The sequence below is a fragment of the Anabaena sp. UHCC 0253 genome (assembly GCF_009712085.1).
In the GTDB taxonomy this organism is placed as follows: Bacteria; Cyanobacteriota; Cyanobacteriia; order Cyanobacteriales; family Nostocaceae; genus Dolichospermum.
On record NZ_VILD01000005.1, the window covers coordinates 472,157 to 496,150 of the forward strand.

Genomic DNA, 23,994 nt, shown 5'->3' on the forward strand with positions numbered 1-23,994 from the left:
TTTTTTGGCTATTTCTTTAATTTCTCTAGCATCTACATTACCAGAAAACAGATCATCACGACTAAAGCCATATTTAATCATATCTAGTGAAATAATTGTTATTTCTTCTAAGACTTTATCAACATCACGTTTTCTCACATTCTGCAAAATTATTCTTTTAATTTCTATTCTAAGTTTATCAAAAGAAACTCCTTTTTTACTGATTTCATCAAAAATGCTTTGAATAGCATTTCTCATAGTAGATTCTACAAGATTGTAAAGCAATAAAAATCCGGTAGCTTTTAAACTTTTATCTAATTCAGGATCAATTTTAGAAATTGCACCATCTTTACTTAATAGAATTTCACCTTGTTCTAAATCTCTCAAAAAACAAAGATAATCACTAACGTCTTTAGCACGTTCGTCAAAATCATCTAAATCTAATATTCTTTTCACTAAACTGTACCTAAAATCTGATCACGAACATACTCAAGACGACGAATAACTTTATTTATAGAACTACTAGAATTGCTACTAGTACATTCTCTAAATTCCTTTGAATATAGGAAATCTACTGATACAGGTTGGAGATTTGCTTGCTGTCTTAAAGCTAAAGTTATACCAACAGCAAGAGATTCAAATTTAATCCGAGTTGTAGTTCTATCTTTCTTATTCCCTTGTCTAAAACCTGTTGGAAAGTGTGTTTCAACAAAATCAATCATTACATAAAATTCATTTTTCATGCTTTGTAAAATATTTGTATCAGCTTTATTCATAGCATCTAAATAGTCATCGAGAAATTCATTAATATTTTTATTAAAATTTTGATAATTATTTAGGAATGCAAAAAATCGTAAGACAAATTCTTGGGGTTCTACTCTTCTAATTGACGGTTCTGTAAAATTACAAAGATGGATGAATTTTTCATACTTTGCTAATTCATCTATTACATTAAGAAATGCGCCTCTTCTAATACCTCGGCGTTTTTCCATTGGATTTAATTCAACACTACCAGTATTAATTCTTTCAAATAAATCTCTACGAGTTTCTTCATCAGCATCTTCTGTTAGTTGAATCATTCTTATGGTTGTTCGCTGGAAACGTCTTTGACGTGCAATAGGTAAATTGGAAAATCTAAACCCTTCCAGCTTATTTAGCTTCTCTAGATTTTGTAGTTGTAATTCATTATTAAGAAAATTTGCTAAAGTACGAATTCGTTGTGTTCCATCTATAAGTTCTAAACGAGCTAAATCATTTGTCTCTAAAGAATTTTCCTCTGTTTCTTCCCCTGAAGTATCTGCAACATAAATATAAGGAATAGGTAAACCTAACAGAATAGACTCAATAAATTTAGATTGTCTTTTGATATCCCAAATCATTGCTCTTTGGTAATCTGGAATAAATAATTCATTAGAATCATCATCAAGACCAATTAGATATTTTTGAACTATGACTTCAATAGGATATTCAATTGTGTTGTAATCAACAGATTTTTTCTTGTCGCGGATTTGCATTTCTGCTTCTTCCTGCATTTCTTCTGTAATTCTTTCAATTAATAAATTAATACTCATATTAGATTAAAATATCTAAGTGATTACATTTATATTATCCTATTTTTTGTTCTTTAGCTACATCATCACCAAAGAACATCCTATGAATCCTCAAATCCTGATTTAAGTAGGTGTACACCATAAAAGAGTAGAATTGAAGATCATGAAATTTAACACCGGGATTATTATGACTCAATTTGTATATCCAGCTATGCTAACTGCTGATGAAAAAGATGGTGGATTTGTGGTGACATTTCCTGATTTACCAGAAGCGATTACTCAAGGTAATTCCTTGGAAGAAGCACTCAATGAAGCTGCGGATTGTTTAGAAGAAGCGATCGCTCTTCGGATTGATGATAAGCTAGAAATCCCCCAACCATCACAAGCCAAAAATCAAGAATATTTAGTAGCAGTACCAGCGCAGACAGCAATAAAAGCCGCACTATATCTAGCAATGCGTGAAAAAGGTATTAGTAAAGTCCAGCTTGCGTCTACTCTCAATATCCACGAAAAGGAAGTAAGACGTATCCTAGATCCCCACCATACAACCAAATTATCTACAATGGAACGGACTCTAGCTGTACTCGGACAACGAATTGAATTACAAATCACCGCAAAATAGAATGTATATTGTGAAGTGCTAAAATTTAATATCAAGGAGTACAACTAAATCAACTAAATTGGCGAGATTTTTTAAATCATCAAAATTTGGTTAAACAATTTGCATGATTAAAGGACTTTAATTTTCAAAATAAGTTTGAGCATCCTGATTCAGATATTCATTAATACCCGATAAAAAAGAGGAATTTATGCACATAGTTACCAATTGGATGGAAGAAGGGATAGAACAAGGCCGTAGACAAGGATTTGAACTAGGAATTAATAGAGGTATTGAGAGAGAAAAAAAATTAATTGTGCATCTAATTAAAAAGAAGTTAGGAACAATTGATGCTGAATTAGAAACTCAAATTATAAGTTTAAATTTAAATGTTGTTGAACGTTTAGCAGAAGCAACATTTGATTTCTCTACTGTAGAAGATTTACGAAATTGGTTAGATAATTTATAGTAATTCGATAATTCAAATCCCCGACTTATTCAAGAAATCGGGGATTTAAAAAATACTAACCGATCAATTTCTGCCAACTCATTGCCCCAACAATACCATCGGCAACTAAACCATTTTGCTGTTGAAATCTCTTAATTGCTGCTTCTGTTTTGGGACCATAAATACCATCAGGATCAGCACCAACACGAAATTGTAAATATCTAATAATCACACCACTAGCATGAGTTCCTTGAATAACCCGTTTAGCTAATATTTGATTGATAGCCCCCCAAGTTGTATTACCTGCTATTCCTGTTGCTAAAACTCCCACAATTCTTTGGAATTTTTCCGTAGCCGAAGATGTAGCCGGTCCCATGCTATTATCTTCTACAAGAGGCTTATTATTTCTATCAGTAATTTTCAGGCGGTTTAAAGTCTGTTGTAGCCTGAGAATGCTTTTATCTTTGTTCTCTTCTTCACCTGTAATAGTATTGACAGGAGCATTAGGAACAGGATTTGCAGGTACATTAGGAGGAGGATTTATAGGCTTAGGACTTACAGGAGTTGCTGCTACTTTACCTGTTAAGCCGGCAACTATAGCATTAGCCATTGCTTCACCATCATATATTTGCATATCTTTGGCAGAATCAATGAAGCAACATTCTACAAGAATTCCCGGCATATTTGTTCTTCGGAGAACAAATAAGTGAGAACCATTTTTAACACCGCGATTAAAAAATCCTAACTTGATGATTTCGTTTAATACTGGTTGGGCAATTTTTCTGCCAGCATCACTCATCGCAAATATTTCTGCCCCATTAGCTTTACCATTGAAAGCATTAAAATGAATAGATACAAATACATCTACTCTGTTACTATTGGCGATATTACAGCGACTACCTAAAGACTGACTTACTGTCCTGGCACTATTTGGTTTACAGGGGATGACTGTATGTCCTAGACTTTTTAATTTATCTATAACCTTATTGCCCACCTCCGTTGTTAATCTATCTTCGGATTTAATACCATTTGCGCCGGTATCGGGAGGGCAGTTATGACCAATATCAATGCCGAATTTCATGTGTATCTCCTTAATTGACTTTCCCAGTATTCCAATAGTCTGCTACTTGTTAATATAGTTCCAAAAAGCATAGACATTATTTTAATCTCTAGGTAGAGATTCCCCCATTAATCCCCAACAATGTTTAAGATCAAGGTAAAGAAATATTTCGTAGCAAAAGCATAATGAAACGTATTGTCTTGATTGCTGGGTTTGAATCGTTTAACGCGGACTTGTACCGGAAAGCGGCTTTTTTGGCTAATTCTCGGTGTCCAGAGTTGGATATTCGAGTATTTAGCGATCGCAATATTACCACCAATAGCACCGAAGTTGAAGCCGCACTCAAAGACGCAGATGTGTTCTTTGGCAGTTTACTCTTCGATTATGACCAAGTTGTGTGGCTACGGGAACGTATCGCTAACATCCCTATCCGGCTGATTTTCGAGTCAGCACTGGAATTAATGAGTTTAACTAAAATCGGTGCATTTTCCATTGGTGACAAACCCAAAGGAATGCCCAAACCTGTTAAATTCATCCTTGACAAATTCACCAACGGTAAAGAAGAAGACAAACTTGCCGGTTATATCAGTTTCCTAAAAGTCGGACCAAAGTTATTAAAATTCGTACCAGTGCAGAAAGTCCAAGACCTTCGTAACTGGTTAATTATCTATGGTTATTGGAATGCCGGCGGTTCAGAAAACGTCGCTTCCCTATTTTGGACAATTGCGGAAAAATACTTAGATTTAAAAGTCGGAGATATACCGCCACCTATCGAAACCCCCAACATGGGGTTATTACATCCCGACTATCAAGGCTTCTTTACATCACCCAAAGCATACTTAGAATGGTATGCCAAAAGAGAACAGGACGTAGGGGCGCAGGGCCTGCGCCCAATCATCGGTATCCTAATTTACCGAAAGCACGTCATCACCAAACTGCCCTATATTCCCCAACTGATACGCTATTTTGAAAAAGCGGGTTTAACTCCCTTACCCATCTTTATTAACGGTGTAGAAGGTCACGTAGCCGTCAGAGATTGGATGACCAGCGACTACGAAACCCAACAACGTCAACGGGGTAATATTGAAACCCTTTCCCTTTCCTCAGAAGCAGTAAAAATTGATGCCATAGTTTCTACTATCGGTTTTCCCCTCGTGGGTGGTCCCGCTGGTTCAATGGAAGCAGGACGACAAATAGAAGTTGCTAAACGCATTCTTACCGCTAAAAATGTTCCTTATATCGTCGCTGCACCTTTATTAATTCAAGATATTTTCTCTTGGACAAGGCAAGGTGTAGGCGGTTTACAAAGTGTTGTCTTATATTCTTTACCAGAATTAGATGGTGCAATTGATACGATTCCTCTTGGTGGTTTAGTTGGGGAAAATATTTATTTAGTTCCAGAACGAGTCCGGCGTTTAACTAATAGAGTCAAAAGCTGGGTTTCCCTGCGCCAAAAACCTATTTCTGAACGAAAAATTGCCATTATTTTATATGGATTTCCCCCTGGTTATGGTGCGGTAGGGACTGCTGCTTTATTAAACGTTCCTCGCAGTTTAATTAAATTACTAAATGCCCTGAAAGAACAGGGTTATACAGTTGGTGATATTCCCGAAGATGGTGAAGAATTAATTCGCCAAATTAAAGAAGCAGATGAAATTAATCCCCTTTTAGAACAATTAGAAAATAACAGAAAAGATATCACAACCGTCAATGCAAAAACCTTAGAAAAATGGCTAGGTTATCTTTTTACATCTCGCATTGAAAAACAATGGAAATATCTCACTGGTAGCGGTATTAAAACCTATGGTGATGAGTTTAATATTGGTGGTGTGCAGTTAGGAAATGTCTGGATAGGTGTCCAGCCACCTTTGGGAATTCAAGGTGATCCGATGCGGTTAATGTTTGAACGAGATTTAACCCCACATCCTCAATATGCAGCTTATTATAAATGGTTACAAAATGATTTTCAAGCTGATGCGATCGTTCATTTTGGAATGCACGGAACTGTTGAATGGTTGCCAGGTTCACCATTAGGAAATACAGGTTATTCTTGGTCTGATATTTTGTTAGGAAATCTGCCCAATCTCTATATCTATGCGGCAAATAATCCTTCAGAATCAATTTTAGCTAAACGTCGCGGTTATGGGGTATTAATTTCTCATAATGTTCCTCCCTATGGACGCGCTGGTTTATATAAGGAGTTGGTAAATTTACGCGATTTAATTTCTGAATATCGGGAAGATCCCGAAAAGAATTATCTGTTAAAGGAAGGGATTTGTAAGAAGATTGTTGATACTGGTTTGGATGCTGATTGTCCTTTTGATGATGCGAAAAGGTTGGGGATTCCGTTCACGCCGGAAAATGTGAGGATGTTTAGTAATCATGCTTTTGATCATTATTTGGTGAAGTTGTATGAGTATCTACAGGTGTTAGAAAATCGTTTGTTTTCTTCTGGGTTACATACTTTGGGGGAAGCGCCGAATCAGGAGGAGTTAACTGGTTATCTGGATGCTTATTTTGGGGGAGAGAATGAACCACGAAGGGACGAAGAACACGAAGGAAGAGGGGAAGAAGAAAGAAAGGAAATTACAAGGTTATTAAATCAGTCTACTGATGAGTTGACGAATCTTTTGCGGGGTTTAAATGGTGAGTTTATTCCTCCTGCACCTGGTGGAGATTTGTTGCGTGATGGTGCTGGTGTTTTACCGACGGGTAGGAATATTCACGCTTTAGATCCTTATCGTATGCCTTCTCCTGCTGCTTTTGAACGGGGTAAGGAAATTGCTAAGAAAATTATTTCTCAAGCGTTAGATGAAAATAAGAAGTATCCGGAAACTGTGGCGGTTTTGTTATGGGGTTTGGATGCTATTAAAACTAAGGGTGAATCTCTTGGTATTCTCTTGGAATTGGTGGGTGCTGAACCTGTGAAGGAGGGAACTGGCAGAATTGTTAGATATGATTTAAAACCTCTAGATCAAGTTGGACATCCGCGGATTGATGTGTTAGCAAATCTATCGGGTATTTTCCGTGATAGTTTTGTGAATATCATTGAATTGTTGGATGATTTATTTCAACGGGCTGCGAAAATTGATGAACCGGAGGAAATGAATTTTATTAAAAAACACGCTTTGGCTTTGAAAGCCCAAGGTGTGGAAAATTGTTCAGCAAGATTGTTTTCTAATCCTTCTGGTGATTTTGGTTCTTTGGTTAATGATAGGGTTGTGGACGGTAATTGGGAATCTGGGGAAGAGTTGGGGAATACTTGGGAAAGTCGCAATGTGTTTAGTTATGGTAGAAATGATAAAGGACAAGCTAGGCCGGAAGTATTGCAGACTTTATTGAAAACTAGCGATCGCATTGTTCAAGAAATAGATTCGGTAGAATATGGTTTAACTGATATTCAGGAATATTATGCAAATACTGGCGGTTTGAAAAAAGCCGCAGAAAAGCAAAGCGGGAAAAAAGTTACAGCTAGTTTTGTGGAAAGTTTTTCTAAGGATACTACACCCCGCAATTTAGATGATTTGTTGCGAATGGAATACAGAACTAAGTTGTTAAATCCTAAATGGGCTGACGCAATGGCTAATCAAGGTTCTGGTGGTGCTTTTGAAATTTCCCAACGCATGACGGCGTTAATAGGTTGGGGTGGTACTGCTGATTTTAGAGATGATTGGGTATATGATCAAGCAGCCGAAACCTATGCTTTAGATCCAGAAATGGCGGAAAAATTACGTAAAGCCAATCCTGAAGCTTTTAGAAATATTGTGGGGAGAATGTTGGAAGCATCGGGACGCGGTTTATGGCAAGCTGATGGAGATAAGTTAGATAAATTGCGTCAGTTGTATGATTTGACTGATGAACAATTAGAAGGAGTCACAGTGTAAAATGCAAGAAAAACCTATGAAGTTTATCATTACGATATTTCCAGATGAAGATGGGATGTTTATTGCTGAATGTCTCTCTATTCCTGGTTGTGTTAGTCAAGGGATAACTGAAGAAGAAGCAGAGGAAAACATTCAAGAAGCAATTAGGGAATGTTTAGAGGTTAGGTTAGAAAAAGGGATGCCTTTAACAGTAATAACTCGTGAAGTGGAAGTGTATATATAATGCCTGCTGTACCAATATTAAAACCTGCGGAGGTTATTAAAGCATTTACAAAACTTGGTTGGGAAGTTTCTCGTCAACGCGGAAGTCATATTATTATGACCAAAGAAGGACATCCAGCTACTCTTTCTGTACCTAAACATAATGAAGTAGCGCGAGGTACTTTACGCGGTCTTATTTCTAAAGCAGGAATAACGGTAGAAGAATTTATGGAAGCGTTGGATAATTAAAATTATAATCGTAGGTTGGATTAAGCAACGCGCAACCCAACCAAATGTTTTATCTAATGATCAGGTGACTTTAATGTGGGGTTCAAATTTTTAATTCAAATCCTGGTAAAACATCTTCTCCAAAAAGTACAGCAGGAAGTTGGACAATTTCTACAGGTTTTCCGATTCTATAAATTTCTACTTCTTTATCTTGTGGGTTAATTAACCAACCCAAACGCAAACCATTGGTGATATATTCCTGCATTTTTTCTTGCAGGGTTTTCAATCTATCGGTTTTTGATCTCAGTTCAATTATAAAATCTGGTGTAAGTGGGGGAAATTTTTCTCGTTCTTCTGCTGTTAATGCTTCCCAGCGTTCTAATTTTATCCAAGCAACATCAGGTGAACGTTTTGCACCATTGGGAAGTCGGAATATTGTTGAGGAACTAAATACTATTCCTAGTTTTGTTTGGTAATTCCACAGACTGACTTTAAAATTTAAGTCGGCTTCACTACGGCCGCTTTCTCCTCCTACTGGTGGCACAATAATTAATTCTCCCTGTGCATTTAGTTCTAAGCTTACATCTTTATTGGCCATACAGAGTTGGTAAAATTGATCATCTGTAAGGCGAACAATTGGATCTAGGTTTAAGGTAACTGTATTCATTTAACTACTCTTAGTCTTAAATTAATACGTTATAATTGATGTCGAAAAACTCAAGTAGATTGTTTCCGTCGTAATTCCCAAGGGTTATGGGTATTACAATCTTATCAAAAATCATCTTTTAAAATAATTCTATAATACAATCTCTCAATATTTCTATTAAATCTTCCTTACTCACTTTATTATCAGCAACTTGCATTGTTAATTGATATGCTTCCTCTGGTGTCATATTCAATTCATAATCATTGATATTCAAAAATGTCACCATAACATCAAAAGCAGTACGTTTATTTCCATCTATAAAAGCATGATTTTTACAAATGTGAAATAAATAAGCTGCGGCTTGTTCATAAATTGTCGGATGTAAAAACTCCCCTCCAAAACTTGCTTGAGGTTGGTAAATTGCAGAATCTAATAAACCTTCATCGCGGATACCGTATGATCCACCATATAAGTTAATCTGCTTTTTATGTATACTTAATACATCTTCTTTTGCAATAAATTGAGGACTATGCAAGTTTTCTATACACATAATCCCATTTTTCTGTAGATGCTAAAGAAATCAGCATAGCTTCTGATTCTTGAGGAATATTATCTTCTTTGTTAAAAGCTATAGCTTCCTCTTCACTTAATAACTTAGTTCGTAAACTGAATTTGATTAGTGATTGCATTAAATGTTTGCTTGTTTCTTCAAAAATATATTGTTTATCAAGTGAATAGAATTGAGATTCAGCTTTATTTTGCATGAGATTGTGTGAATTCTCAGTATTCATAACATCTGTAATTAGTCTTGTGAATATTTCTTTACCATGTTTTGTAAAAATAAAGTCCCAATATTGATCTAAAATTTCTTTAAATAAAAAAATGTATCTAACAAAAAGTAGCAGTGATAATTCATTCTGTTGTTTTTTTACCTTCAAAGCCACAGCAAGCTTAATAAATTTATTAAGCTTGTACAGCAATTTTATCATTTCATATTGAACCTGACTAAAAGATATTTGCCGACTATTAGCTAACTCAAATATCTCCGCCATTTTTTCATCTTCCGGGTTAGCATTATTTAAACATCTTTCCAGAACTTCTATTCTTTCCTGAATGCTGTCAATCATCTCTTGTGGGAATGTAAAGCTGTATAGCATATTTTATTTACCTAGCTTATCAGGTTATCCACTTCCTTAAATATACCTTTCTACCTTAACCCAAAAAAACGAGCGTATAACTTAAATCCTCGCTAAACTAAATTTACACTTTTTCATAATTATAGAGTTTCATCAATCATCATCTATGCTTTCAGCTATAAGTAGGGTGGGTTACGCTGTTGCTAAGGGAACTCCAGAAAATAAATTAGATTTATTTTGTGCGACTATTGCAAAATTTGAATTTTGGAGTAATAGTTTTTCAATACAACTGCACTGATTATCTCCAAAAAATGTTACAAGATTTAACGCCAATTAATAGTTTACTGCTCTTGAGTACCGCCTTTGTTGCCGGTGGACTTAATGCTGTCGCAGGTGGTGGCAGTTTCATTACATTTCCCACACTGATATTTACAGGTGTACCACCAATTACTGCTAATGCTACAAATAATACTGCGCTTTGGATAGCCTCTATGGCTAGTGCAGGTGCATATCGGCGGGATTTGACTGTTGAAAGGCGAGAATTATTATTACTAGCTATTACCAGTTTGCTGGGTGGAGCGATAGGTTCTATAGTGTTGCTATATACATCAGCCGATGTCTTTAAGAAATTGCTGCCCTATCTGTTACTTTTAGCGACGCTAATATTTACATTTAGCGAACCTTTGAAGACATGGCTGCAACTTCAGGGCAAAAATTCATCATCAGCATCTCCACCTTTATTAACTCTCTTATTTGCTCAACTGGCAATTTCTATCTATGGCGGTTTCTTCGGTGCAGGTGTGGGAATTTTAATGTTGGCAACTCTCAGTTTTTTAGGTATCAAAAATATCCACGCCATGAATGCTTTTAAAACCTTGTTGGGTAGTTGCGTCAACGGTATCGCTATTATTCCTTTTGTTTTTGCAGGTTTAATTCTTTGGCATCAGGCTGTTGTCATGGCAGTTGGTGGTTCTCTTGGTGGTTACTTATCCGCTCATTTTGCTCGGCAATTAGAACCTAACTTAGTGCGAAAATTTGTGATGGTAGTTGCCTTTACCATGACTATCTACTTTTTTATTGATGGTTAGTAGGGGAGAAGAAAATTAAAATCGAGTGACTTGAAAAAAGCTAGAATAAAGGAATAATACCCCATCGAAAATCAAAAATGAAATGAGTAATCCCCATGTTTTATGCCTTGGCGAAGTCTTATTTGATTGTTTAGCTGATCAATTGGGACTCAAGCTAGAAGAAGTGAAATCATGGACTCCCTACCCAGGAGGAGCGCCTGCAAATGTAGCTTGTGCTTTGGTGAAATTGGGGACATCAGCAGGATTTATCGGCGCAGTCGGCCAGGACGAACCAGGGAATAAACTGGTGACATTATTAGAAGATATTGGTGTAGATACCACTGGTGTACAACGTCATTCTACAGCACCTACTAGACAAGTATATGTAGTTAGGGATTTAGCCGGCGATCGCACTTTTGCAGGTTTTGGTAAATATGATACTTCAGAATTTGCCGATACCCGTCTCCAAGCTACAAGTTTACCACCTGCGCTTTTTGATGAAGCAGACTTTTTGGTAGTAGGAACTTTAGAACTAGCCTATCCTGACAGTGAAAAAGCTGTTTTGCGGGCTTTGGAGTTAGCAGAACAATATGACCTAAAAATTATTCTTGATGTCAATTGGCGACCAGTATTTTGGCAAGATGAAAATATAGCCAAGGCCAAAATTCTCGCCCTATTAAAGCGATTTGATTTTCTCAAACTGACAAAAGAAGAAGCTGAATGGTTATTTGATACCAAAGATGCCGGAGCAATTACTTATCGGCTCAATTCTTTGGAAGGGGTTTTGGTGACAGATGGTGAAAATGGTTGTTCCTATTGTTTAGGTGAGAATGAAGGTAAAATCCCCGCGTTTTCTGTCCCTGTTGTTGATACCACTGGTGCAGGAGATAGTTTCTTAGCTGGGTTTATCCATCAATTACAACAAGTGGGAATTCACAGTCTCAAAGATGGAGAAATAGCCAAAAAAATTGTCACTTATGCCAGTGCTGTCGGGGCGCTCACTACTATTAAACCAGGAGCGATCGCATCCCAACCCACTGCGGCTGAAGTAGATGCTTTTCTAGCCTCCCAGCAACTCACCTAAATTCCTAAAGTCTGTCTAATCTGATCTACAATCACTCCAATCGGTTGGGAAATATCCACATAAATAGCATTATCTGGCTCTTCAAGGTCATTAAACTGGCTTTTGAGGAGTTTTTCACTCATAAAGTGATTAGGTTTGGGTAATTCTACCTTTAGCTATATGACAACTGTCTTTAGTGCTATTTTCTGCTGTACAAATATGCTGGCAATGTTGTATATTTGACGTTGCATAGCCTAATTAATAGCAGATATTCAATAAAACGGTGTGATATGGCAGAAAAACAACTAGTTAATTTTACCCTAGACGGTGGTGCGATTTTAGTGGAAGTTGAAGCACCAAAAAAACGACAAGAACAAGGAGCGGAGAGGGCTGCAAACCTACCTCCTGGAATAGTTACAGAAGCTAAACAGACTTTTGAAGAAGCTATCAAGCAGATTAAACCAGTAGTTACTACTATTGCTAATCAATTCAAAGATTTAAACACTCAAGAAATGGAAGTGAAGTTTGGTGTCAAACTTTCTACTGAAGCAGGAGTAATTCTAACTTCTGTGGGTGGGGAAGTTAATTTTGAAATTACGGTGAAATGGAGTAAAGAATAGTTTTGATAGGTATTATGACAAATGAAAATCATATAGAAATTTTGAAAAGTGCGATCGCTCGCATTTACTATAAAGACAGTGAAACTGTTGTTGGTGCTGGTTTTTTGGTAAGCAAGCACTATCTTCTTACCTGCGCTCATGTGGTTACAGCCGCTTTGGGTATTCTCTCAAACACGCAAAAAGAACCAGATGGAATTATAGAATTTGATTTTCCCCTAATTGCACCTGGAGAAAAAGTAAAAGCCAAGGTTGTATTTTGGCGAGGTTTAACAGGTGAAAAAGGAGAAGATATTGCTGGACTCCAATTAGAGGATATTCCACCAAGACAGACAAATCCTGTTAAGCTCATTTCTACCTTAGATTTAAACAACCATGAATTTGAAACCTTTGGTTTTCCTGAAGGATACAAAAACGGTCGCTGGTCATCTGGTTCTATATTTAGAGAAGACGGTATCAAAGTAATACAAATGCACGCTGGAGATGGTTTTTTAGTTAAGCCTGGATATAGTGGTTCTGCTGTTTGGGATAAATCACTACAAGCAGTAGTAGGAATGGTAGTGGCTGTAGATAACAAACAAGGTGCTAGAGCAGTATTTATGACTCCTGCAACTGTGTTGGTTGAAGCTTGGAATGTTTTACAGCAATTTGTTCAAACAGTTACTGATACTCCTATTATCAGTAAATCAAATCCAAGATGCAGGTATTATGAAGGACTTTTAGAACAAAAGAAAGAAGAACTTAATGCTGTTTTGCGTCAACAAGGAAAAGTTTTAGCTGATATAGATAAACTCAAGTTAGATAGACAAGCAGAAGACATTTTAAAAGAAATTGAAGATTTAGAATCCAAGATAAATTAACTATTTATAACTTTATAATTAGCTATGGTAATTGAGCCAGGTCAAACTAGATGTAAGTATTATGAAGGACTTTTAGAACAGAAAAAAGAAGAACTTAATGCTGTTTTACGTCAACAAGGAAAAGTTTTAGCTGATATAGATAAAGTCAAGTTAGATAGACAAGCAGAAGACATTTTAAAAAAAATTGAAGATTTAGAATCTCAAATTTTAAATATTTCAAATATTGATAAAAGTACATCCAACAAAAATAATATCGAAAATCAATTAGAAAAGGCTTTACAAAAAATAGACTTTAACAAAGCAAGAGAAATTGCTGAATCACTTAAAAAGCAATATGAAAAAGAAGGTGGTGCTATTCTTTTATTTCTCCACAAAAGTAAAAAACAATTAGGTAAATACTGTATTGAAGAATTTATTGATGTCATTATAAGTAATCAAATAGGAACTTGTCCTCGACGGACAATAAATTTTAGTTCGACAACTTATCAACCTAATAAAGCTGGTTTTATTAATGCAATTTCAGCATGGCTAGGAATTACAATAACTTCTGAGTTAGAGAAAGATGAAAATGAAGATGAAGATATATTACTGAGCAAAATATATGAAAAAATATGCTCATCTTTATCACTAGGAGATACTATATTTTTTGAGATAAAAAGTATCAATAGACTAGAGGATAAAGAAGAATTTATAACCTGGTTTATAGAAAAATTTTGGAAATCTTTAATCAGCAATAAGAAGTTTTTATTCCAGCAAAGAAGAAATAGATTAATATTTGCCTTGATTGCAGAAAGTCAGTTCTTGATAAACTCATCTAATTTTTGCCAAGAAGTGACTTTAAATCATGATAAAATGATTGAAATACCTTTGCATAATTGGACAATTGAAGATATTAGCAATTGGTTGATATTACATTATAAATTATTTCCTTGTTTTGCAAATATTCAAAATTGTGATGAAATTCACAAAGAAGCTAAGAACATTCATGAAGAAAGTGAAGGAACTCCAGAAAGTGTTTATACAAAATTAAAGGAATATTTTCATGAGCAAAACTAACCGTCTGACATTCACCAACAAACCCGAAATTCGTCCCCAAGAATCTCACGAAGATTCACCACAAAAACCCGAACCTTATGTAGTCTCCGAACCTTTAAAAAAAGCTGTTAATTTAGCAATCTACCTCAGAAGACCATTATTATTAGAAGGAGATGCAGGTTGTGGTAAAACTCGTCTTGCTTCAGCAATTGCTTATGAATTAGGATTACCTTTGTATCGTTGGGATGTGCGTTCTACAACAAAAGCTCAGGATGGACTTTATGAATATGATGCTATTTTACGACTCCATGATGTGCAAACTAAGCAATTAAATATAGTCACAACAGAGGAAAATAAAAACGAACAAAAACGTAATCCGACAAACCCTCAAGATTATCGGACATTTGGAGCATTAGGAAAAGCTTTTAAAATGCCTCAAGGTACTCCAGCAGTGGTTTTAATTGATGAAATTGATAAAGCTGATTTAGATTTCCCGAATGATTTGCTCACAGTGTTAGATGAACCTTGGGAGTTTTTTGTTAAAGAAACTGGGGAAAAAGTCACAGCAGCAGAAAAACCAATTGTGATTATTACCAGCAATAAAGAAAAAGGTAACTTACCTGCGCCATTTTTACGCCGTTGTTTATATCATTATATCGAGTTTCCTAATGATGCGGCTTTATTGCAGGAAATTATTACAAAACATCACGAAATTGAAAAAGAAGAACTTCCCCCATCTGATTTAATTACAAATGCTATTGACAGATTTTTAACTATTTGGAATCAAGGTGGATTGTTTAAAAAACCAGGAACTAGCGAATTTATTGATTGGTTAAAAGCACTTCATACCTTTGAATCACAACCTTACAATGCAACCAAACTAAAAGCAGATGAATTACTTCCCTATCCTGAATTATTATTTAAACTACAACAGGATTGGAAAAAATATACTAAAGCTCCTGATAACTCTCCTCAAACCTCATGAGTGAATTTAACCCCCAAGACTTGATGACTCGTGTTTTTATGCGTTTACGCCAAAATGGTTTTCAGCTTGGTGTAGGCGAATTTTTAGCAGCAGAAAAAGCCGTTTTGGGAGGATTTGGGGAAAATTCACAAGAATTAGGAGAGACATTAAAAATTTTATGGTGTCATTCTATTTCTCAACAAAATTTATTTGATGATATCTGGGAATATCTACAAAATATTGCAACACCATCACAGTCTGAAAAAGAAATAAAACCTCAAAAAGAAATAACACCTAAAACTCCATCACAACCGGAAAAAGAAACTCCAGAAAATACAACATCACCACTAGATAAACCTCCAGAACCAAAACCAGAACCAAAACTAGAATCTCTACCAGTTCGCGCTCCTTTTATCCCCATGGAAATGGAGGATAATTTTACATTACAAACCTATTATCCCCTTTCTCGGCGTTCAATGGTTTATGGATGGCGATATCTCCGTCGTCTTGTGGCTGATGGTACATTGGATATTTTAGATATTAATGCTACTATTCAAAAAGCTACTTATCAAGGATTTTACATAGCTCCAGTTTATCGCAGACGAGAACGAAATAATGCCCATTTATTGCTGTTAATTGACCAAAATGGCTCAATGACTCCCTTTCATCGCTTCAGTCGGGATTTAGTCGAAACAGCAGTTTATGAAAGTTCTATTCCCTCTGAAAATGTCCAGGTTTTTTATTTTCAAAATGTCCCCGTTAATAGTGTTTACAAAGATATTTACTTAACAGAACCAATTGCATTAGATGAAGTATTAAAAACCTGTGATAATGAAACTAGCATTTTAATTGTTAGTGATGCTGGTGCGGCTAGAGGTTATCGAATATTAAATAGAATTAGAGCGACTTCGAGATTTATATTTAAGTTACAAAGATACACTTATTTAATAGCATGGTTAAATCCTATGTCTGAAAAACGCTGGTTTGGCAGTTCAGCCGAAATTATTGCTAATTTGATTCCTATGTACCAAATGGATAATAATGGTTTGAGCAATGCTATTGATATTTTGCGGGGACAAACTTTAAAACAATTTTATTAAACTTTAATATGACAGATGAACCAGAAAATAAACAGGAATTACAAGAACAGGCAAAACAAGCAGTAGAGAGGTTTGTTTGGCGGTTTGGTGAACCTCATTTGTTATTAGCTTATCATGCGGCTTTACCTTTGGTATTAACTCCAGAATTAGTTAATTATTTACGTAATCAATTTTTACGCGGTGAACAAGTTCCTTGGGTTGCAGAAGTTGATTTATTATTATCTGATTTGTGTAGTCAAGTAGGTTATGAACTTTATGCAATGGATACTCATGTTAGAGCATATTTGTTAGCAGGAATGAGGGAAAAATATCCCAAAAATATGCAGCAAGTCGCACAGGTTTTAATTAGCTATGTTAGTTATTTAAGTCGCTTAAATCCTGGAAGAAGACAACAGGAATTAGAAGCACAAAGATGGGCTGCAATGGTGTATTTAGGTGAAGAAGAGTGTAAAAAAGCAGCTAATGAAATTATACAAAAGTTTCTAGAAACCAGGAGTGGTTTGAATAATCAAGTTGTTGATAATTCAGGTGTGAAAGCAGAATTGGCTAGGTTAGTGCGGTTGACAGATGAGTTATCACCCCAGTTAGCACAAGAAACCGATTTATTAAATTATGCCAAGTTGGTACAGCAATCTTTAAGAAATCCTCAGTTAGTTAGTGCAGAGGTCTTAAGTAGTGCCGAACAAATTTTAGCTCAGACTATTAAACCTCCTAATATTCCTCAAATTATCGGGTTTCCAGAAATCAAAATTTTGGAATTTGAATTTGAATTTGCCACTATTACCATTGAAGGTGAAGATGATACAACTATCAAATTACAACCTTTTGATTTTGAAGTTGCACAGATAGAAATTAATCAAACTCCTAAACAAAGTATTAACCCGTTAATTGCACTTGATGAAGTTGTATTTAATCAAACCGGAAATCATTTAGACGAAATACAAAGACGCATATTAGAAGGCACATTAGAAAACCTCACTTATAAAGATATTGCATCTTTAAATAATGATAATGAAGGCACTTTAAAATGGACTGCTTCTAAACTATGGAATGTCTTAACAGAAGTAATTGGTGAAAAAGTCACAAAAACAAATTTTAAAAATGTAATTAATCAATGGGTTGCTCGTTCACAGATAATTATTAATACTCATTCTGGGCAAGCACAGCAGTTTATAGAAGACTTAGGAAACGGCATTAAATTAGAAATGGTAGCCATCCCTGGAGGAACTTTTATCATGGGTTCACCGGAAAATGAAGACAAAAGTAGCAGCAGAGAAAGACCTCAACACGAAGTCACTATCAAACCCTTTGCTATGGGCAAATATCCCATTACCCAGGCACAATGGCAAGTGGTAGCTCAATTACCTCAAGTCAACCAAGAACTGAAATTAGACCCATCTAGGTTTAAAGGAGCAAATCGCCCGGTAGAACGGGTTTCTTGGCATAATGCAGTGGAGTTTTGCGCTAGACTCTCAAATTACACCCAAAGACCCTACAGACTGCCCAGTGAAGCGGAATGGGAATATGCTTGTCGAGGGGGAACTAAGACACCATTTCATTTTGGGGAGACAATTACCACAGATTTAGCTAACTATAATGGTAACTACACTTATGGAAATGGAGTTCAAGGAATTTATAGAGAAGAAACCACCGAAGTAGGATATTTTAAAGTAGCAAATGAATTTGGGTTATATGATATGCACGGTAATGTTAGAGAATGGTGTCAAGATGGTTGGCATGATAATTATAAAAATGCGCCTATAGATGGGACTGCTTGGTCAAGTCAAAGTAGTGATAGACGTATGCTGCGTGGTGGTTCTTGGTTCAACGATCCTGTGCTTTGCCGTTCTGGGTATCGCCACTACAATAGTGCGGGCTTCGACAACGACAACGTCGGTTTTCGTGTTGTGTGTGGTGCTGCGTGGACTCTGTAGCCCTTTATACTCTTGCTCTTTTGCCCTTTTCCCTTTTTTCCTTTACCCTTGGGAGCGAAGCGACCTCTTAAAAATTTTTTTTTCAAATTTGACCCTTTTTTACAAACATGAACGAATTACCGATTATTCAAAAAACCTATGATTTAATTAAGTGGTATGTGCCAATTCTCAATCGGTTGCCACAGAATCATAAATTTATGTTAGGTAATAGGATAATTGCTGGATTATATGATTTATTAGATGCTTTAATTATTGCTAAATATGCTGGTGATAAACTAGAACAATTACACTCTCTAAATAGTAAACTAGATATTTTACGTCATCAAACCAGGTTGTTATTAGATTTTGAATTGATTAAAGTCCAACGTTATGAATATGTGACACAACTAATCAATGATGTTGGTACAGATTTAGGTGCATGGATTAAACAACAACGTAAGCGACAAACATCCTCTCATGAAACGACATGATAATCTTTGGTCACAAGTGACTGAATTTGAAAATATTTTAACAGCAGCCAGACAAGCACAAAAAGGTAAACGATTTCGAGAGAATGTTTTAGAATTTAATTATAACTTAGAACAAGAATTAGCGCAAATTAAATATGAATTAGAAACTCAAACCTATCAACCAGGAGATTATCATACTTTTCTAATTGTCGAACCAAAACGACGGATGATTTCTGCTGCACCTTATCGAGATAGGGTCATACATCATGCTTTATGTAATATTATAACTCCCGTTTTTGAGAGAACATTTATTCATGATTCCTATGCTAATCGCGTAGGTTTTGGTACTCATCGCGCTTTACGGAGATTTACTAAATTTGCTCGTTCAAGTCGTTATGTTCTCCAATGTGATATTGCTAAATATTTTCCTAGTATTGATCACGAAATTTTGAAATCTCTTTTACGTCGGAAGTTAAAATGTAAAGAAACATTATGGTTAAGTGATATTATTATTAATAACAGCAATGAACAAGAAGCAGTTTTTAATCATTTTCCTGGAGATGATTTATTTACTCCCTTACAAAGAAGACATGGTTTACCTATTGGTAATCTGACTAGCCAATTTTTTGCTAATATTTACCTCAACGGTTTTGACCATTTTGTTAAGGAAGATTTACACGCTAAAAAGTATATTCGCTATGTAGATGATTTTGCTTTATTTGCAGATGATTGGGAATTTTTAGTTGATGCAAGAAAAGCAATAGAAAATTATTTAGTGAAATTAAGATTGAAAATTCATCCTGTGAAAAGTCAATTATTTGCAACTTCCAAAGGAGCAAATTTTCTAGGTTTTCGAGTTTTACCTAACCGGATTCGAGTCAGAACAGAAAATTTAAGACGCGCTAGAAGACGACTCAGGCAGATGCAAAAAGATTATGCTGACGGTAAAATAGGAGAAAAAGAAATAATCCAATCAATACAAAGTTGGTTTGCTCATTTAGAACATGGTGATACCTGGCAGTTACGACAACAGATATTAGCTACTTTGGTTTTACCAGAGAATTTAAAACACAGATTTTGTTAATATTATAAGTGGGACAGGCAACCCCGTATGCTGCGTGGTGGTTCTTGGAACAACAATCCTGAAAATTGCCGTTCTGGGTATCGCAACAACAATAATGCGGGCTTCGACAACAACAACAACGGTTTTCGTGTTGTGTGTGGTGCTGCGTGCGCTCTTTTATTCCAGAACTGGCGGATGGGAATTCGTCGGGCGTGTATAAAAAGAGTCCAGACCTGTTCCAGTGATATCGGTGACGGTATCCGAAAATCAAACTCGGTGGGGTAGCTTAGTAAGCTTGCTGAAAGGTTGCTTCACCGATACAAAAATAACAAACACAACTGTTACGAATATACAGCCGTAGATATTTTAGATTGGGGTGGTAAACATATTTTTTAATGAATAGTTAGTTAATAGAGATCTCCGGAAAAGATTGTAGAGACGTTCCATGGAACGTCTCTACAAGGGTTTCAAACCACGCACATTTAATTACCGGAGATGTCTAATGAATGAAGGAAATTAAGTAAAAAATGAATTTTGTTTACCAAACTCAGGGGATAGAGCTTGAATGGGATATAAATAAAGCTGAGAGCAATTTTATTAAACCAGGACTTACGCAACTGGCACATTAGTAGGGTGCGTCAGATATCAAGAATCTGGTTATTTACAGGATTTATGCAGTCTGACGCACCCTACAACAGATTTTTGGTGTGACACTTGCGTAAGTCCTATAAACATGGTGTTAGATTTGAAGAAGCAGTAGAAGTGTTTCTAGATCCTTTTTATCAAGAGGGAGATGCCAGTGATAATAATGAAGAAAGAAATTTTATTTTGGGTTATTCATTATCACAACGTTTATTATTAGTTGTTTATGTAGAACGACAAACTAGAAACAGAATCATTTCTGCTCGTTTAGCAACAAAAAGCGAAAGGAGATTATATGAGCAATAATGAAGAAATAAAATTACAATTGCGTCCTCGTGCTACAGAAGTTGTATCTATGAAAATACCTGTAGATACTTTAGCTTCTCTTGAAAAAGTAGCTGCGGATAAAGATATGTCCATAGAAGCCTTAATGAAATTTTATATTGGCCAAGGTTTACGAGAAGATATAGCCAAGTTATTTAATGAAAGGCTATTAAATACCACTGTAGAGGTTTTATCACGTCATCTGCAATCTGAAGCAGAAATTTCTCAAAATATGCAAGAAATTAAAGCGGAAACAATTAAATAATGTTAATTATCCTGTTAATCCTTTAATCCTGGACATTATCTCGACTATGGCTACGCCACGCAGGCTATCGCTCGATAACCACCTGATTCTGACAAAAAATCATGCCAAAAACTATTATTAATCGTCATAAAAAAACAGCCCACTATTATATAGAAAACTTAGGAAATAACATCACACTAGAAATGGTGCTAATTCCTGGTGGTAGTTTCATCATGGATTCACCGGAAAATGAAAAGGAAAGTAGCAACAGAGAAAGACCTCAACACGAAGTCACCATCAAACCCTTTGCTATGGGCAAATATCCCATTACCCAGGCACAATGGCAAGCGGTAGCTCAATTACCTCAAGTCAACCAAGAACTGAAATTAGACCCATCTAGGTTTAAAGGTGATGGTTCGACTTCGCTCACCAACCAACGCCCGGTAGAATCGGTTTCTTGGCATGATGCAGTGGAGTTTTGCGCTAGACTCTCAAACTACACCCAAAGACCCTACAGACTACCCAGTGAAGCGGAATGGGAATATGCTTGTCGAGCGGGAACTAAGACACCATTTCATTTTGGGGAGACAATTACCACAGATTTAGCTAACTATAACGGTACAGATAATGAAGAATATAAATGGTCAGGTTCTTATGGAGATGGACCAAAAGGAATTTATAGAAAAGAAACCACAAATGTTGGTAGTTTCCCTGCTAATGCCTTTGGTTTATATGATATGCACGGTAATGTTTGGGAATGGTGTCAAGATGGTTGGCATAATAGCTATGAAGATGCGCCCAATGGTAGTGCTTGGTCAAGTCAAAGCGATGATAAACGTATGCTGCGTGGTGGTTCTTGGAGCAACAATCCTGAGCATTGCCGTTCTGGGTTTCGCTACAACAATCTTGCGGGCTTCGACAACCACTACGACGGTTTTCGTGTTGTGTGTGGTGCTGCGTGGACTCTGTAGCCCTTTATACTCTTGCTCTTTTGCCCTTTTCCCTTCTTTCCTTTACCCTTGTAAGCGTAGTGAAACGGAGCGATCTTAAAATTTTTCTAAATTGACAACCTGATTCTTGCGTAGGGGTAATTCATGAATTACCCCTACTTCCGTTCTGTTTTGCGTAAGTCCTGGTTAGATGTCAAAGTTGTGGAACAAACCATCAAAAAGCAAAGTAGTCAATTCCCCACAACTCAGCTAAATTCCCAAAGTCTGTCTAATCTGATCTACAATCACTCCAATCGGTTGGGAAATATCCACATAGATAGCATTATCTGGCTCTTCAAGGTCATTAAACTGGCTTTTGAGGAGTTTTTCACTCATAAAGTGATTTTGCCTCTTTCTCAATCGTTCTTGAATGACATCAAAAGATCCTTGGACATAAACCAGTACACAGCGGCTATCACATAAAAGAATTTGACGATAACTAGCTTTTAGGGCAGAACAGGCTAAAACTACATTTTTATTTTCTTGTAACCAAACTTGAATATGGGCGTGTAGATATTGCAACCACGGCATTCTATCGGCATCATTGAGAGGAATACCCCGCCGCATTTTTTCAATGTTAGTTGGGAGGTGAAAGCTATCACCATCATGAAATTCCCAGTTTAGTGATGCGGCTAAATGTTTGCCAATTGTAGTTTTACCAGATCCAGAGACACCCATTAAAAGAATAATCATTTTCAGTTTTTGATCTCGTTCAGGTTTTCAGCCTATTTTCTGATAAGTTCAAGTTTGAGAGAGTTCACCACCTCAGACAGACGCAGATACACATAGAATAACTGGATAATTATCTGTATCCATCTGTGTTTATCCCCTATGAACGAAGAAGTCTCCACCAAGTTGCAGCTAATGAGACAAACCCTAGCGGAAAATGGGGTACAGGCGATACGTTTACGCGGTACAGATTGGTTTGCCTGGGCAACTGCGGGCGCTTCTCACACCGTATTACTAACTTCAGAAACTGGCGTAGCAGAAGTATTAGTAACTGCCCAAAATGCGTGGATATTAACCGACGAAATTGAAGCGCAACGCCTCAAAGATGAAGAATTACCACCCAATTTTCAAGTACACATCAGTCCGTGGGCTGAAGGTTCAGAACGTGAGACTTTTGTTCGTGAAGTTACAAATGGGGGAAAGGTTCTCAGTGATAAACCGGTTCTGGAGATAGAACAGCCATTACCAGCATCTTTACAAAACCGGAAACGGGTATTGATGCCCAGCGAGTTAGAACGATATCACCAAATAGGACTAAAAGCCAGCCAAGCCATGACAGAGATAATCACAGCCGCTGAACCTAATTGGACAGAATATCAGTTAGCCGGTGCAGGTGCAGAAGCATTATGGACAAGGGGACTACATCCAGCCGTGACACTGGTAGCCGGAGAGAGGCGTTTACCCTTATACCGTCATGGCACACCCACAGGAGAACAAATTGGACGGCAAGCAATGATGGTATTTTGCGCTAGAGGTGATGGTTTGTATGCCAATTTGACGAGATTTGTGAGCTTTGGCAACCTTTCCAATGAGAATGCCGAATTGCACCGCCATGTAAGGGAAATTGAAGCTTTAATCTTGGATTTATCTCAACCGGGAACCGCCCTAAACGTAGCTTATCATGCCCTAGCTCAAGCTTATGCAGAACATGGATTTCCCCATGCTATCCGTGAACATCATCAGGGAGGAACTACCGGATATTTAGCCAGAGAAATTGTTGCCACTCCCACTGCTACCGAAACTTTATCCGCAGGAATGGCTGTTGCTTGGAACCCAAGTTTACCAGGGGCAAAAGTGGAAGATACTTTTGTAATTCTTGAGAATGGGAAATTAGAGAATTTGACTTTTGACCCAAATTTTCCCAGTGTAGAGGTAGAAGGAAGGTTGCGGGCTGTGCCTTTAGT

27 protein-coding genes are annotated in these 23,994 nt (G+C 36.6%); 19 read left to right on the plus strand and 8 right to left on the minus strand.

Annotated elements, in window-relative coordinates; translation table 11 throughout:
• Together FJR38_RS16500 and FJR38_RS16505 are read right to left on the minus strand one after the other, a co-directional pair.
• A partial coding sequence (locus tag FJR38_RS16500) for an MAE_28990/MAE_18760 family HEPN-like nuclease (protein WP_371418227.1) occupies nt 1-435 on the minus strand: 435 nt, incomplete at its 3' end.
• On the minus strand, nt 435-1,550 hold the full coding sequence (locus FJR38_RS16505; RefSeq protein ID WP_168538182.1) for a DUF262 domain-containing protein: 1,116 nt from the start codon (nt 1,548-1,550) through the stop codon (nt 435-437). The genes FJR38_RS16500 and FJR38_RS16505, both read right to left, overlap by 1 nt.
• Before the next feature lie 142 nt (nt 1,551-1,692).
• Here FJR38_RS16505 and FJR38_RS16510 point away from each other — a divergent pair, with 142 nt between their 5' ends.
• Nucleotides 1,693-2,151 carry a type II toxin-antitoxin system HicB family antitoxin gene (locus tag FJR38_RS16510; protein ID WP_217359416.1) on the plus strand — a complete coding sequence of 153 codons (459 nt, stop codon included), beginning with the start codon at nt 1,693-1,695 and terminating at the stop codon, nt 2,149-2,151.
• 187 nt (nt 2,152-2,338) lie between these two features.
• Nucleotides 2,339-2,596, plus strand: coding sequence for a DUF4351 domain-containing protein (locus FJR38_RS16515; RefSeq protein ID WP_168497297.1), 258 nt, complete (start codon nt 2,339-2,341; stop codon nt 2,594-2,596).
• A 55-nt stretch (nt 2,597-2,651) separates the two neighbouring features.
• Here the strand turns inward: FJR38_RS16515 and FJR38_RS16520 are convergent, their stop codons facing one another.
• Nucleotides 2,652-3,656, minus strand: coding sequence for an N-acetylmuramoyl-L-alanine amidase (locus FJR38_RS16520; protein WP_168538184.1), 1,005 nt, complete (start codon nt 3,654-3,656; stop codon nt 2,652-2,654).
• A gap of 164 nt (nt 3,657-3,820) precedes the next feature.
• Between FJR38_RS16520 and bchH the strand changes: the two genes are divergently transcribed.
• From bchH to FJR38_RS16535, 3 genes are read left to right on the plus strand one after another with little or no spacing between them, the layout of a single operon-like run.
• On the plus strand, nt 3,821-7,519 hold the full coding sequence (gene bchH, locus FJR38_RS16525) for a magnesium chelatase subunit H (protein ID WP_168538186.1): 3,699 nt from the start codon (nt 3,821-3,823) through the stop codon (nt 7,517-7,519).
• Nucleotides 7,520-7,535: 16 nt separating this feature from the next.
• On the plus strand, nt 7,536-7,742 hold the full coding sequence (locus FJR38_RS16530; RefSeq protein WP_168497333.1) for a type II toxin-antitoxin system HicB family antitoxin: 207 nt from the start codon (nt 7,536-7,538) through the stop codon (nt 7,740-7,742).
• The gene (locus tag FJR38_RS16535) at nt 7,742-7,969 is read left to right on the plus strand and encodes a type II toxin-antitoxin system HicA family toxin (protein WP_174764028.1); all 228 of its coding nucleotides are present in this window, start codon (nt 7,742-7,744) and stop codon (nt 7,967-7,969) included. The genes FJR38_RS16530 and FJR38_RS16535 overlap by 1 nt, the downstream gene beginning before the upstream one ends.
• Nucleotides 7,970-8,051: 82 nt before the next feature.
• Here FJR38_RS16535 and FJR38_RS16540 read toward each other — a convergent pair whose 3' ends face one another.
• From FJR38_RS16540 to FJR38_RS16550, 3 genes are all read right to left on the minus strand, one after another.
• Complete coding sequence (locus tag FJR38_RS16540; protein WP_168538188.1) at nt 8,052-8,615, minus strand: Uma2 family endonuclease; 564 nt, start codon at nt 8,613-8,615, stop codon at nt 8,052-8,054.
• A 118-nt stretch (nt 8,616-8,733) separates the two neighbouring features.
• Entirely contained in the window at nt 8,734-9,129 is a 396-nt protein-coding gene (locus tag FJR38_RS16545) for a type II toxin-antitoxin system death-on-curing family toxin (RefSeq protein ID WP_168497289.1), read from the minus strand.
• The gene (locus FJR38_RS16550) at nt 9,122-9,751 is read right to left on the minus strand and encodes a hypothetical protein (protein ID WP_168497287.1); all 630 of its coding nucleotides are present in this window, start codon (nt 9,749-9,751) and stop codon (nt 9,122-9,124) included. Before FJR38_RS16550 ends, FJR38_RS16545 begins: the two co-directional genes overlap by 8 nt.
• A gap of 290 nt (nt 9,752-10,041) precedes the next feature.
• On the opposite strand from FJR38_RS16550, the gene FJR38_RS16555 reads away from it, so the two are divergent.
• Both FJR38_RS16555 and FJR38_RS16560 read left to right on the plus strand, forming a co-directional pair.
• Nucleotides 10,042-10,818 carry a sulfite exporter TauE/SafE family protein gene (locus tag FJR38_RS16555; RefSeq protein ID WP_168497285.1) on the plus strand — a complete coding sequence of 259 codons (777 nt, stop codon included), beginning with the start codon at nt 10,042-10,044 and terminating at the stop codon, nt 10,816-10,818.
• A gap of 82 nt (nt 10,819-10,900) precedes the next feature.
• The gene (locus FJR38_RS16560; protein WP_168538190.1) at nt 10,901-11,881 is read left to right on the plus strand and encodes a carbohydrate kinase; all 981 of its coding nucleotides are present in this window, start codon (nt 10,901-10,903) and stop codon (nt 11,879-11,881) included.
• On the opposite strand, the gene FJR38_RS29065 is transcribed toward FJR38_RS16560, so the two are convergent.
• Nucleotides 11,878-12,003: a hypothetical protein gene (locus FJR38_RS29065; protein WP_256366926.1), complete on the minus strand. Its 126-nt coding sequence runs from the start codon at nt 12,001-12,003 to the stop codon at nt 11,878-11,880. The genes FJR38_RS16560 and FJR38_RS29065 overlap by 4 nt on opposite strands.
• 147 nt (nt 12,004-12,150) lie before the next feature.
• Here FJR38_RS29065 and FJR38_RS16570 point away from each other — a divergent pair, with 147 nt between their 5' ends.
• The 11 genes from FJR38_RS16570 to FJR38_RS16620 all read left to right on the plus strand — a co-directional run bounded on the left by FJR38_RS16570 (nt 12,151) and on the right by FJR38_RS16620 (nt 22,063).
• Entirely contained in the window at nt 12,151-12,480 is a 330-nt protein-coding gene (locus tag FJR38_RS16570; RefSeq protein ID WP_168497281.1) for a CU044_2847 family protein, read from the plus strand.
• A gap of 14 nt (nt 12,481-12,494) precedes the next feature.
• Entirely contained in the window at nt 12,495-13,337 is an 843-nt protein-coding gene (locus FJR38_RS16575) for a trypsin-like peptidase domain-containing protein (RefSeq protein WP_168538192.1), read from the plus strand.
• 24 nt (nt 13,338-13,361) lie between these two features.
• Entirely contained in the window at nt 13,362-14,393 is a 1,032-nt protein-coding gene (locus FJR38_RS16580) for a hypothetical protein (protein WP_168538194.1), read from the plus strand.
• The gene (locus tag FJR38_RS16585) at nt 14,380-15,357 is read left to right on the plus strand and encodes a MoxR family ATPase (RefSeq protein ID WP_168538196.1); all 978 of its coding nucleotides are present in this window, start codon (nt 14,380-14,382) and stop codon (nt 15,355-15,357) included. Before FJR38_RS16580 ends, FJR38_RS16585 begins: the two co-directional genes overlap by 14 nt.
• Complete coding sequence (locus FJR38_RS16590; RefSeq protein ID WP_168538198.1) at nt 15,354-16,436, plus strand: VWA domain-containing protein; 1,083 nt, start codon at nt 15,354-15,356, stop codon at nt 16,434-16,436. Before FJR38_RS16585 ends, FJR38_RS16590 begins: the two co-directional genes overlap by 4 nt.
• Nucleotides 16,437-16,444: 8 nt before the next feature.
• Nucleotides 16,445-18,370, plus strand: a complete 1,926-nt coding sequence (locus FJR38_RS16595) for a formylglycine-generating enzyme family protein (RefSeq protein ID WP_168538199.1) — start codon at nt 16,445-16,447, stop codon at nt 18,368-18,370.
• 107 nt (nt 18,371-18,477) lie between these two features.
• Nucleotides 18,478-18,840 carry a diversity-generating retroelement protein Avd gene (avd, locus tag FJR38_RS16600; RefSeq protein WP_168538200.1) on the plus strand — a complete coding sequence of 121 codons (363 nt, stop codon included), beginning with the start codon at nt 18,478-18,480 and terminating at the stop codon, nt 18,838-18,840.
• The gene (locus FJR38_RS16605; protein WP_168538201.1) at nt 18,827-19,903 is read left to right on the plus strand and encodes an RNA-directed DNA polymerase; all 1,077 of its coding nucleotides are present in this window, start codon (nt 18,827-18,829) and stop codon (nt 19,901-19,903) included. Before avd ends, FJR38_RS16605 begins: the two co-directional genes overlap by 14 nt.
• Nucleotides 19,904-20,596: 693 nt before the next feature.
• A complete protein-coding gene (locus tag FJR38_RS16610; RefSeq protein WP_168538202.1) occupies nt 20,597-20,830 on the plus strand; it encodes a BrnT family toxin in 234 nt (77 codons plus the stop codon).
• Nucleotides 20,820-21,113 carry a hypothetical protein gene (locus FJR38_RS16615; RefSeq protein ID WP_168538204.1) on the plus strand — a complete coding sequence of 98 codons (294 nt, stop codon included), beginning with the start codon at nt 20,820-20,822 and terminating at the stop codon, nt 21,111-21,113. The genes FJR38_RS16610 and FJR38_RS16615 overlap by 11 nt, the downstream gene beginning before the upstream one ends.
• A gap of 101 nt (nt 21,114-21,214) precedes the next feature.
• On the plus strand, nt 21,215-22,063 hold the full coding sequence (locus FJR38_RS16620; protein ID WP_168538206.1) for a formylglycine-generating enzyme family protein: 849 nt from the start codon (nt 21,215-21,217) through the stop codon (nt 22,061-22,063).
• Nucleotides 22,064-22,291: 228 nt separating this feature from the next.
• Here the strand turns inward: FJR38_RS16620 and FJR38_RS16625 are convergent, their stop codons facing one another.
• Nucleotides 22,292-22,774, minus strand: coding sequence for a gluconokinase (locus FJR38_RS16625; RefSeq protein WP_168538208.1), 483 nt, complete (start codon nt 22,772-22,774; stop codon nt 22,292-22,294).
• Between the two features lie 138 nt (nt 22,775-22,912).
• Between FJR38_RS16625 and FJR38_RS16630 the strand changes: the two genes are divergently transcribed.
• Nucleotides 22,913-23,994 (plus strand): Xaa-Pro peptidase family protein (locus tag FJR38_RS16630; RefSeq protein ID WP_168538210.1); only part of this gene is annotated, 1,082 nt, incomplete at its 3' end.

Excerpts from the sequence above, each read along its gene's own strand:
- FJR38_RS16505 (WP_168538182.1), bottom strand. The coding sequence starts at position 1,550 with ATGAGTATTAATTTATTAATTGAAAGAATTACAGAAGAAATGCAGGAA.
- FJR38_RS16510 (WP_217359416.1), top strand. The coding sequence starts at position 1,693 with ATGAAATTTAACACCGGGATTATTATGACTCAATTTGTATATCCAGCT.
- FJR38_RS16515 (WP_168497297.1), top strand. The coding sequence starts at position 2,339 with ATGCACATAGTTACCAATTGGATGGAAGAAGGGATAGAACAAGGCCGT.
- FJR38_RS16520 (WP_168538184.1), bottom strand. The coding sequence starts at position 3,656 with ATGAAATTCGGCATTGATATTGGTCATAACTGCCCTCCCGATACCGGC.
- bchH (WP_168538186.1), top strand. The coding sequence starts at position 3,821 with ATGAAACGTATTGTCTTGATTGCTGGGTTTGAATCGTTTAACGCGGAC.
- FJR38_RS16530 (WP_168497333.1), top strand. The coding sequence starts at position 7,536 with ATGAAGTTTATCATTACGATATTTCCAGATGAAGATGGGATGTTTATT.
- FJR38_RS16535 (WP_174764028.1), top strand. The coding sequence starts at position 7,742 with ATGCCTGCTGTACCAATATTAAAACCTGCGGAGGTTATTAAAGCATTT.
- FJR38_RS16540 (WP_168538188.1), bottom strand. The coding sequence starts at position 8,615 with ATGAATACAGTTACCTTAAACCTAGATCCAATTGTTCGCCTTACAGAT.
- FJR38_RS16550 (WP_168497287.1), bottom strand. The coding sequence starts at position 9,751 with ATGCTATACAGCTTTACATTCCCACAAGAGATGATTGACAGCATTCAG.
- FJR38_RS16555 (WP_168497285.1), top strand. The coding sequence starts at position 10,042 with ATGTTACAAGATTTAACGCCAATTAATAGTTTACTGCTCTTGAGTACC.
- FJR38_RS16560 (WP_168538190.1), top strand. The coding sequence starts at position 10,901 with ATGAGTAATCCCCATGTTTTATGCCTTGGCGAAGTCTTATTTGATTGT.
- FJR38_RS29065 (WP_256366926.1), bottom strand. The coding sequence starts at position 12,003 with ATGAGTGAAAAACTCCTCAAAAGCCAGTTTAATGACCTTGAAGAGCCA.
- FJR38_RS16570 (WP_168497281.1), top strand. The coding sequence starts at position 12,151 with ATGGCAGAAAAACAACTAGTTAATTTTACCCTAGACGGTGGTGCGATT.
- FJR38_RS16575 (WP_168538192.1), top strand. The coding sequence starts at position 12,495 with ATGACAAATGAAAATCATATAGAAATTTTGAAAAGTGCGATCGCTCGC.
- FJR38_RS16580 (WP_168538194.1), top strand. The coding sequence starts at position 13,362 with ATGGTAATTGAGCCAGGTCAAACTAGATGTAAGTATTATGAAGGACTT.
- FJR38_RS16585 (WP_168538196.1), top strand. The coding sequence starts at position 14,380 with ATGAGCAAAACTAACCGTCTGACATTCACCAACAAACCCGAAATTCGT.
- FJR38_RS16590 (WP_168538198.1), top strand. The coding sequence starts at position 15,354 with ATGAGTGAATTTAACCCCCAAGACTTGATGACTCGTGTTTTTATGCGT.
- FJR38_RS16595 (WP_168538199.1), top strand. The coding sequence starts at position 16,445 with ATGACAGATGAACCAGAAAATAAACAGGAATTACAAGAACAGGCAAAA.
- avd (WP_168538200.1), top strand. The coding sequence starts at position 18,478 with ATGAACGAATTACCGATTATTCAAAAAACCTATGATTTAATTAAGTGG.
- FJR38_RS16605 (WP_168538201.1), top strand. The coding sequence starts at position 18,827 with ATGAAACGACATGATAATCTTTGGTCACAAGTGACTGAATTTGAAAAT.
- FJR38_RS16615 (WP_168538204.1), top strand. The coding sequence starts at position 20,820 with ATGAGCAATAATGAAGAAATAAAATTACAATTGCGTCCTCGTGCTACA.
- FJR38_RS16620 (WP_168538206.1), top strand. The coding sequence starts at position 21,215 with ATGCCAAAAACTATTATTAATCGTCATAAAAAAACAGCCCACTATTAT.
- FJR38_RS16625 (WP_168538208.1), bottom strand. The coding sequence starts at position 22,774 with ATGATTATTCTTTTAATGGGTGTCTCTGGATCTGGTAAAACTACAATT.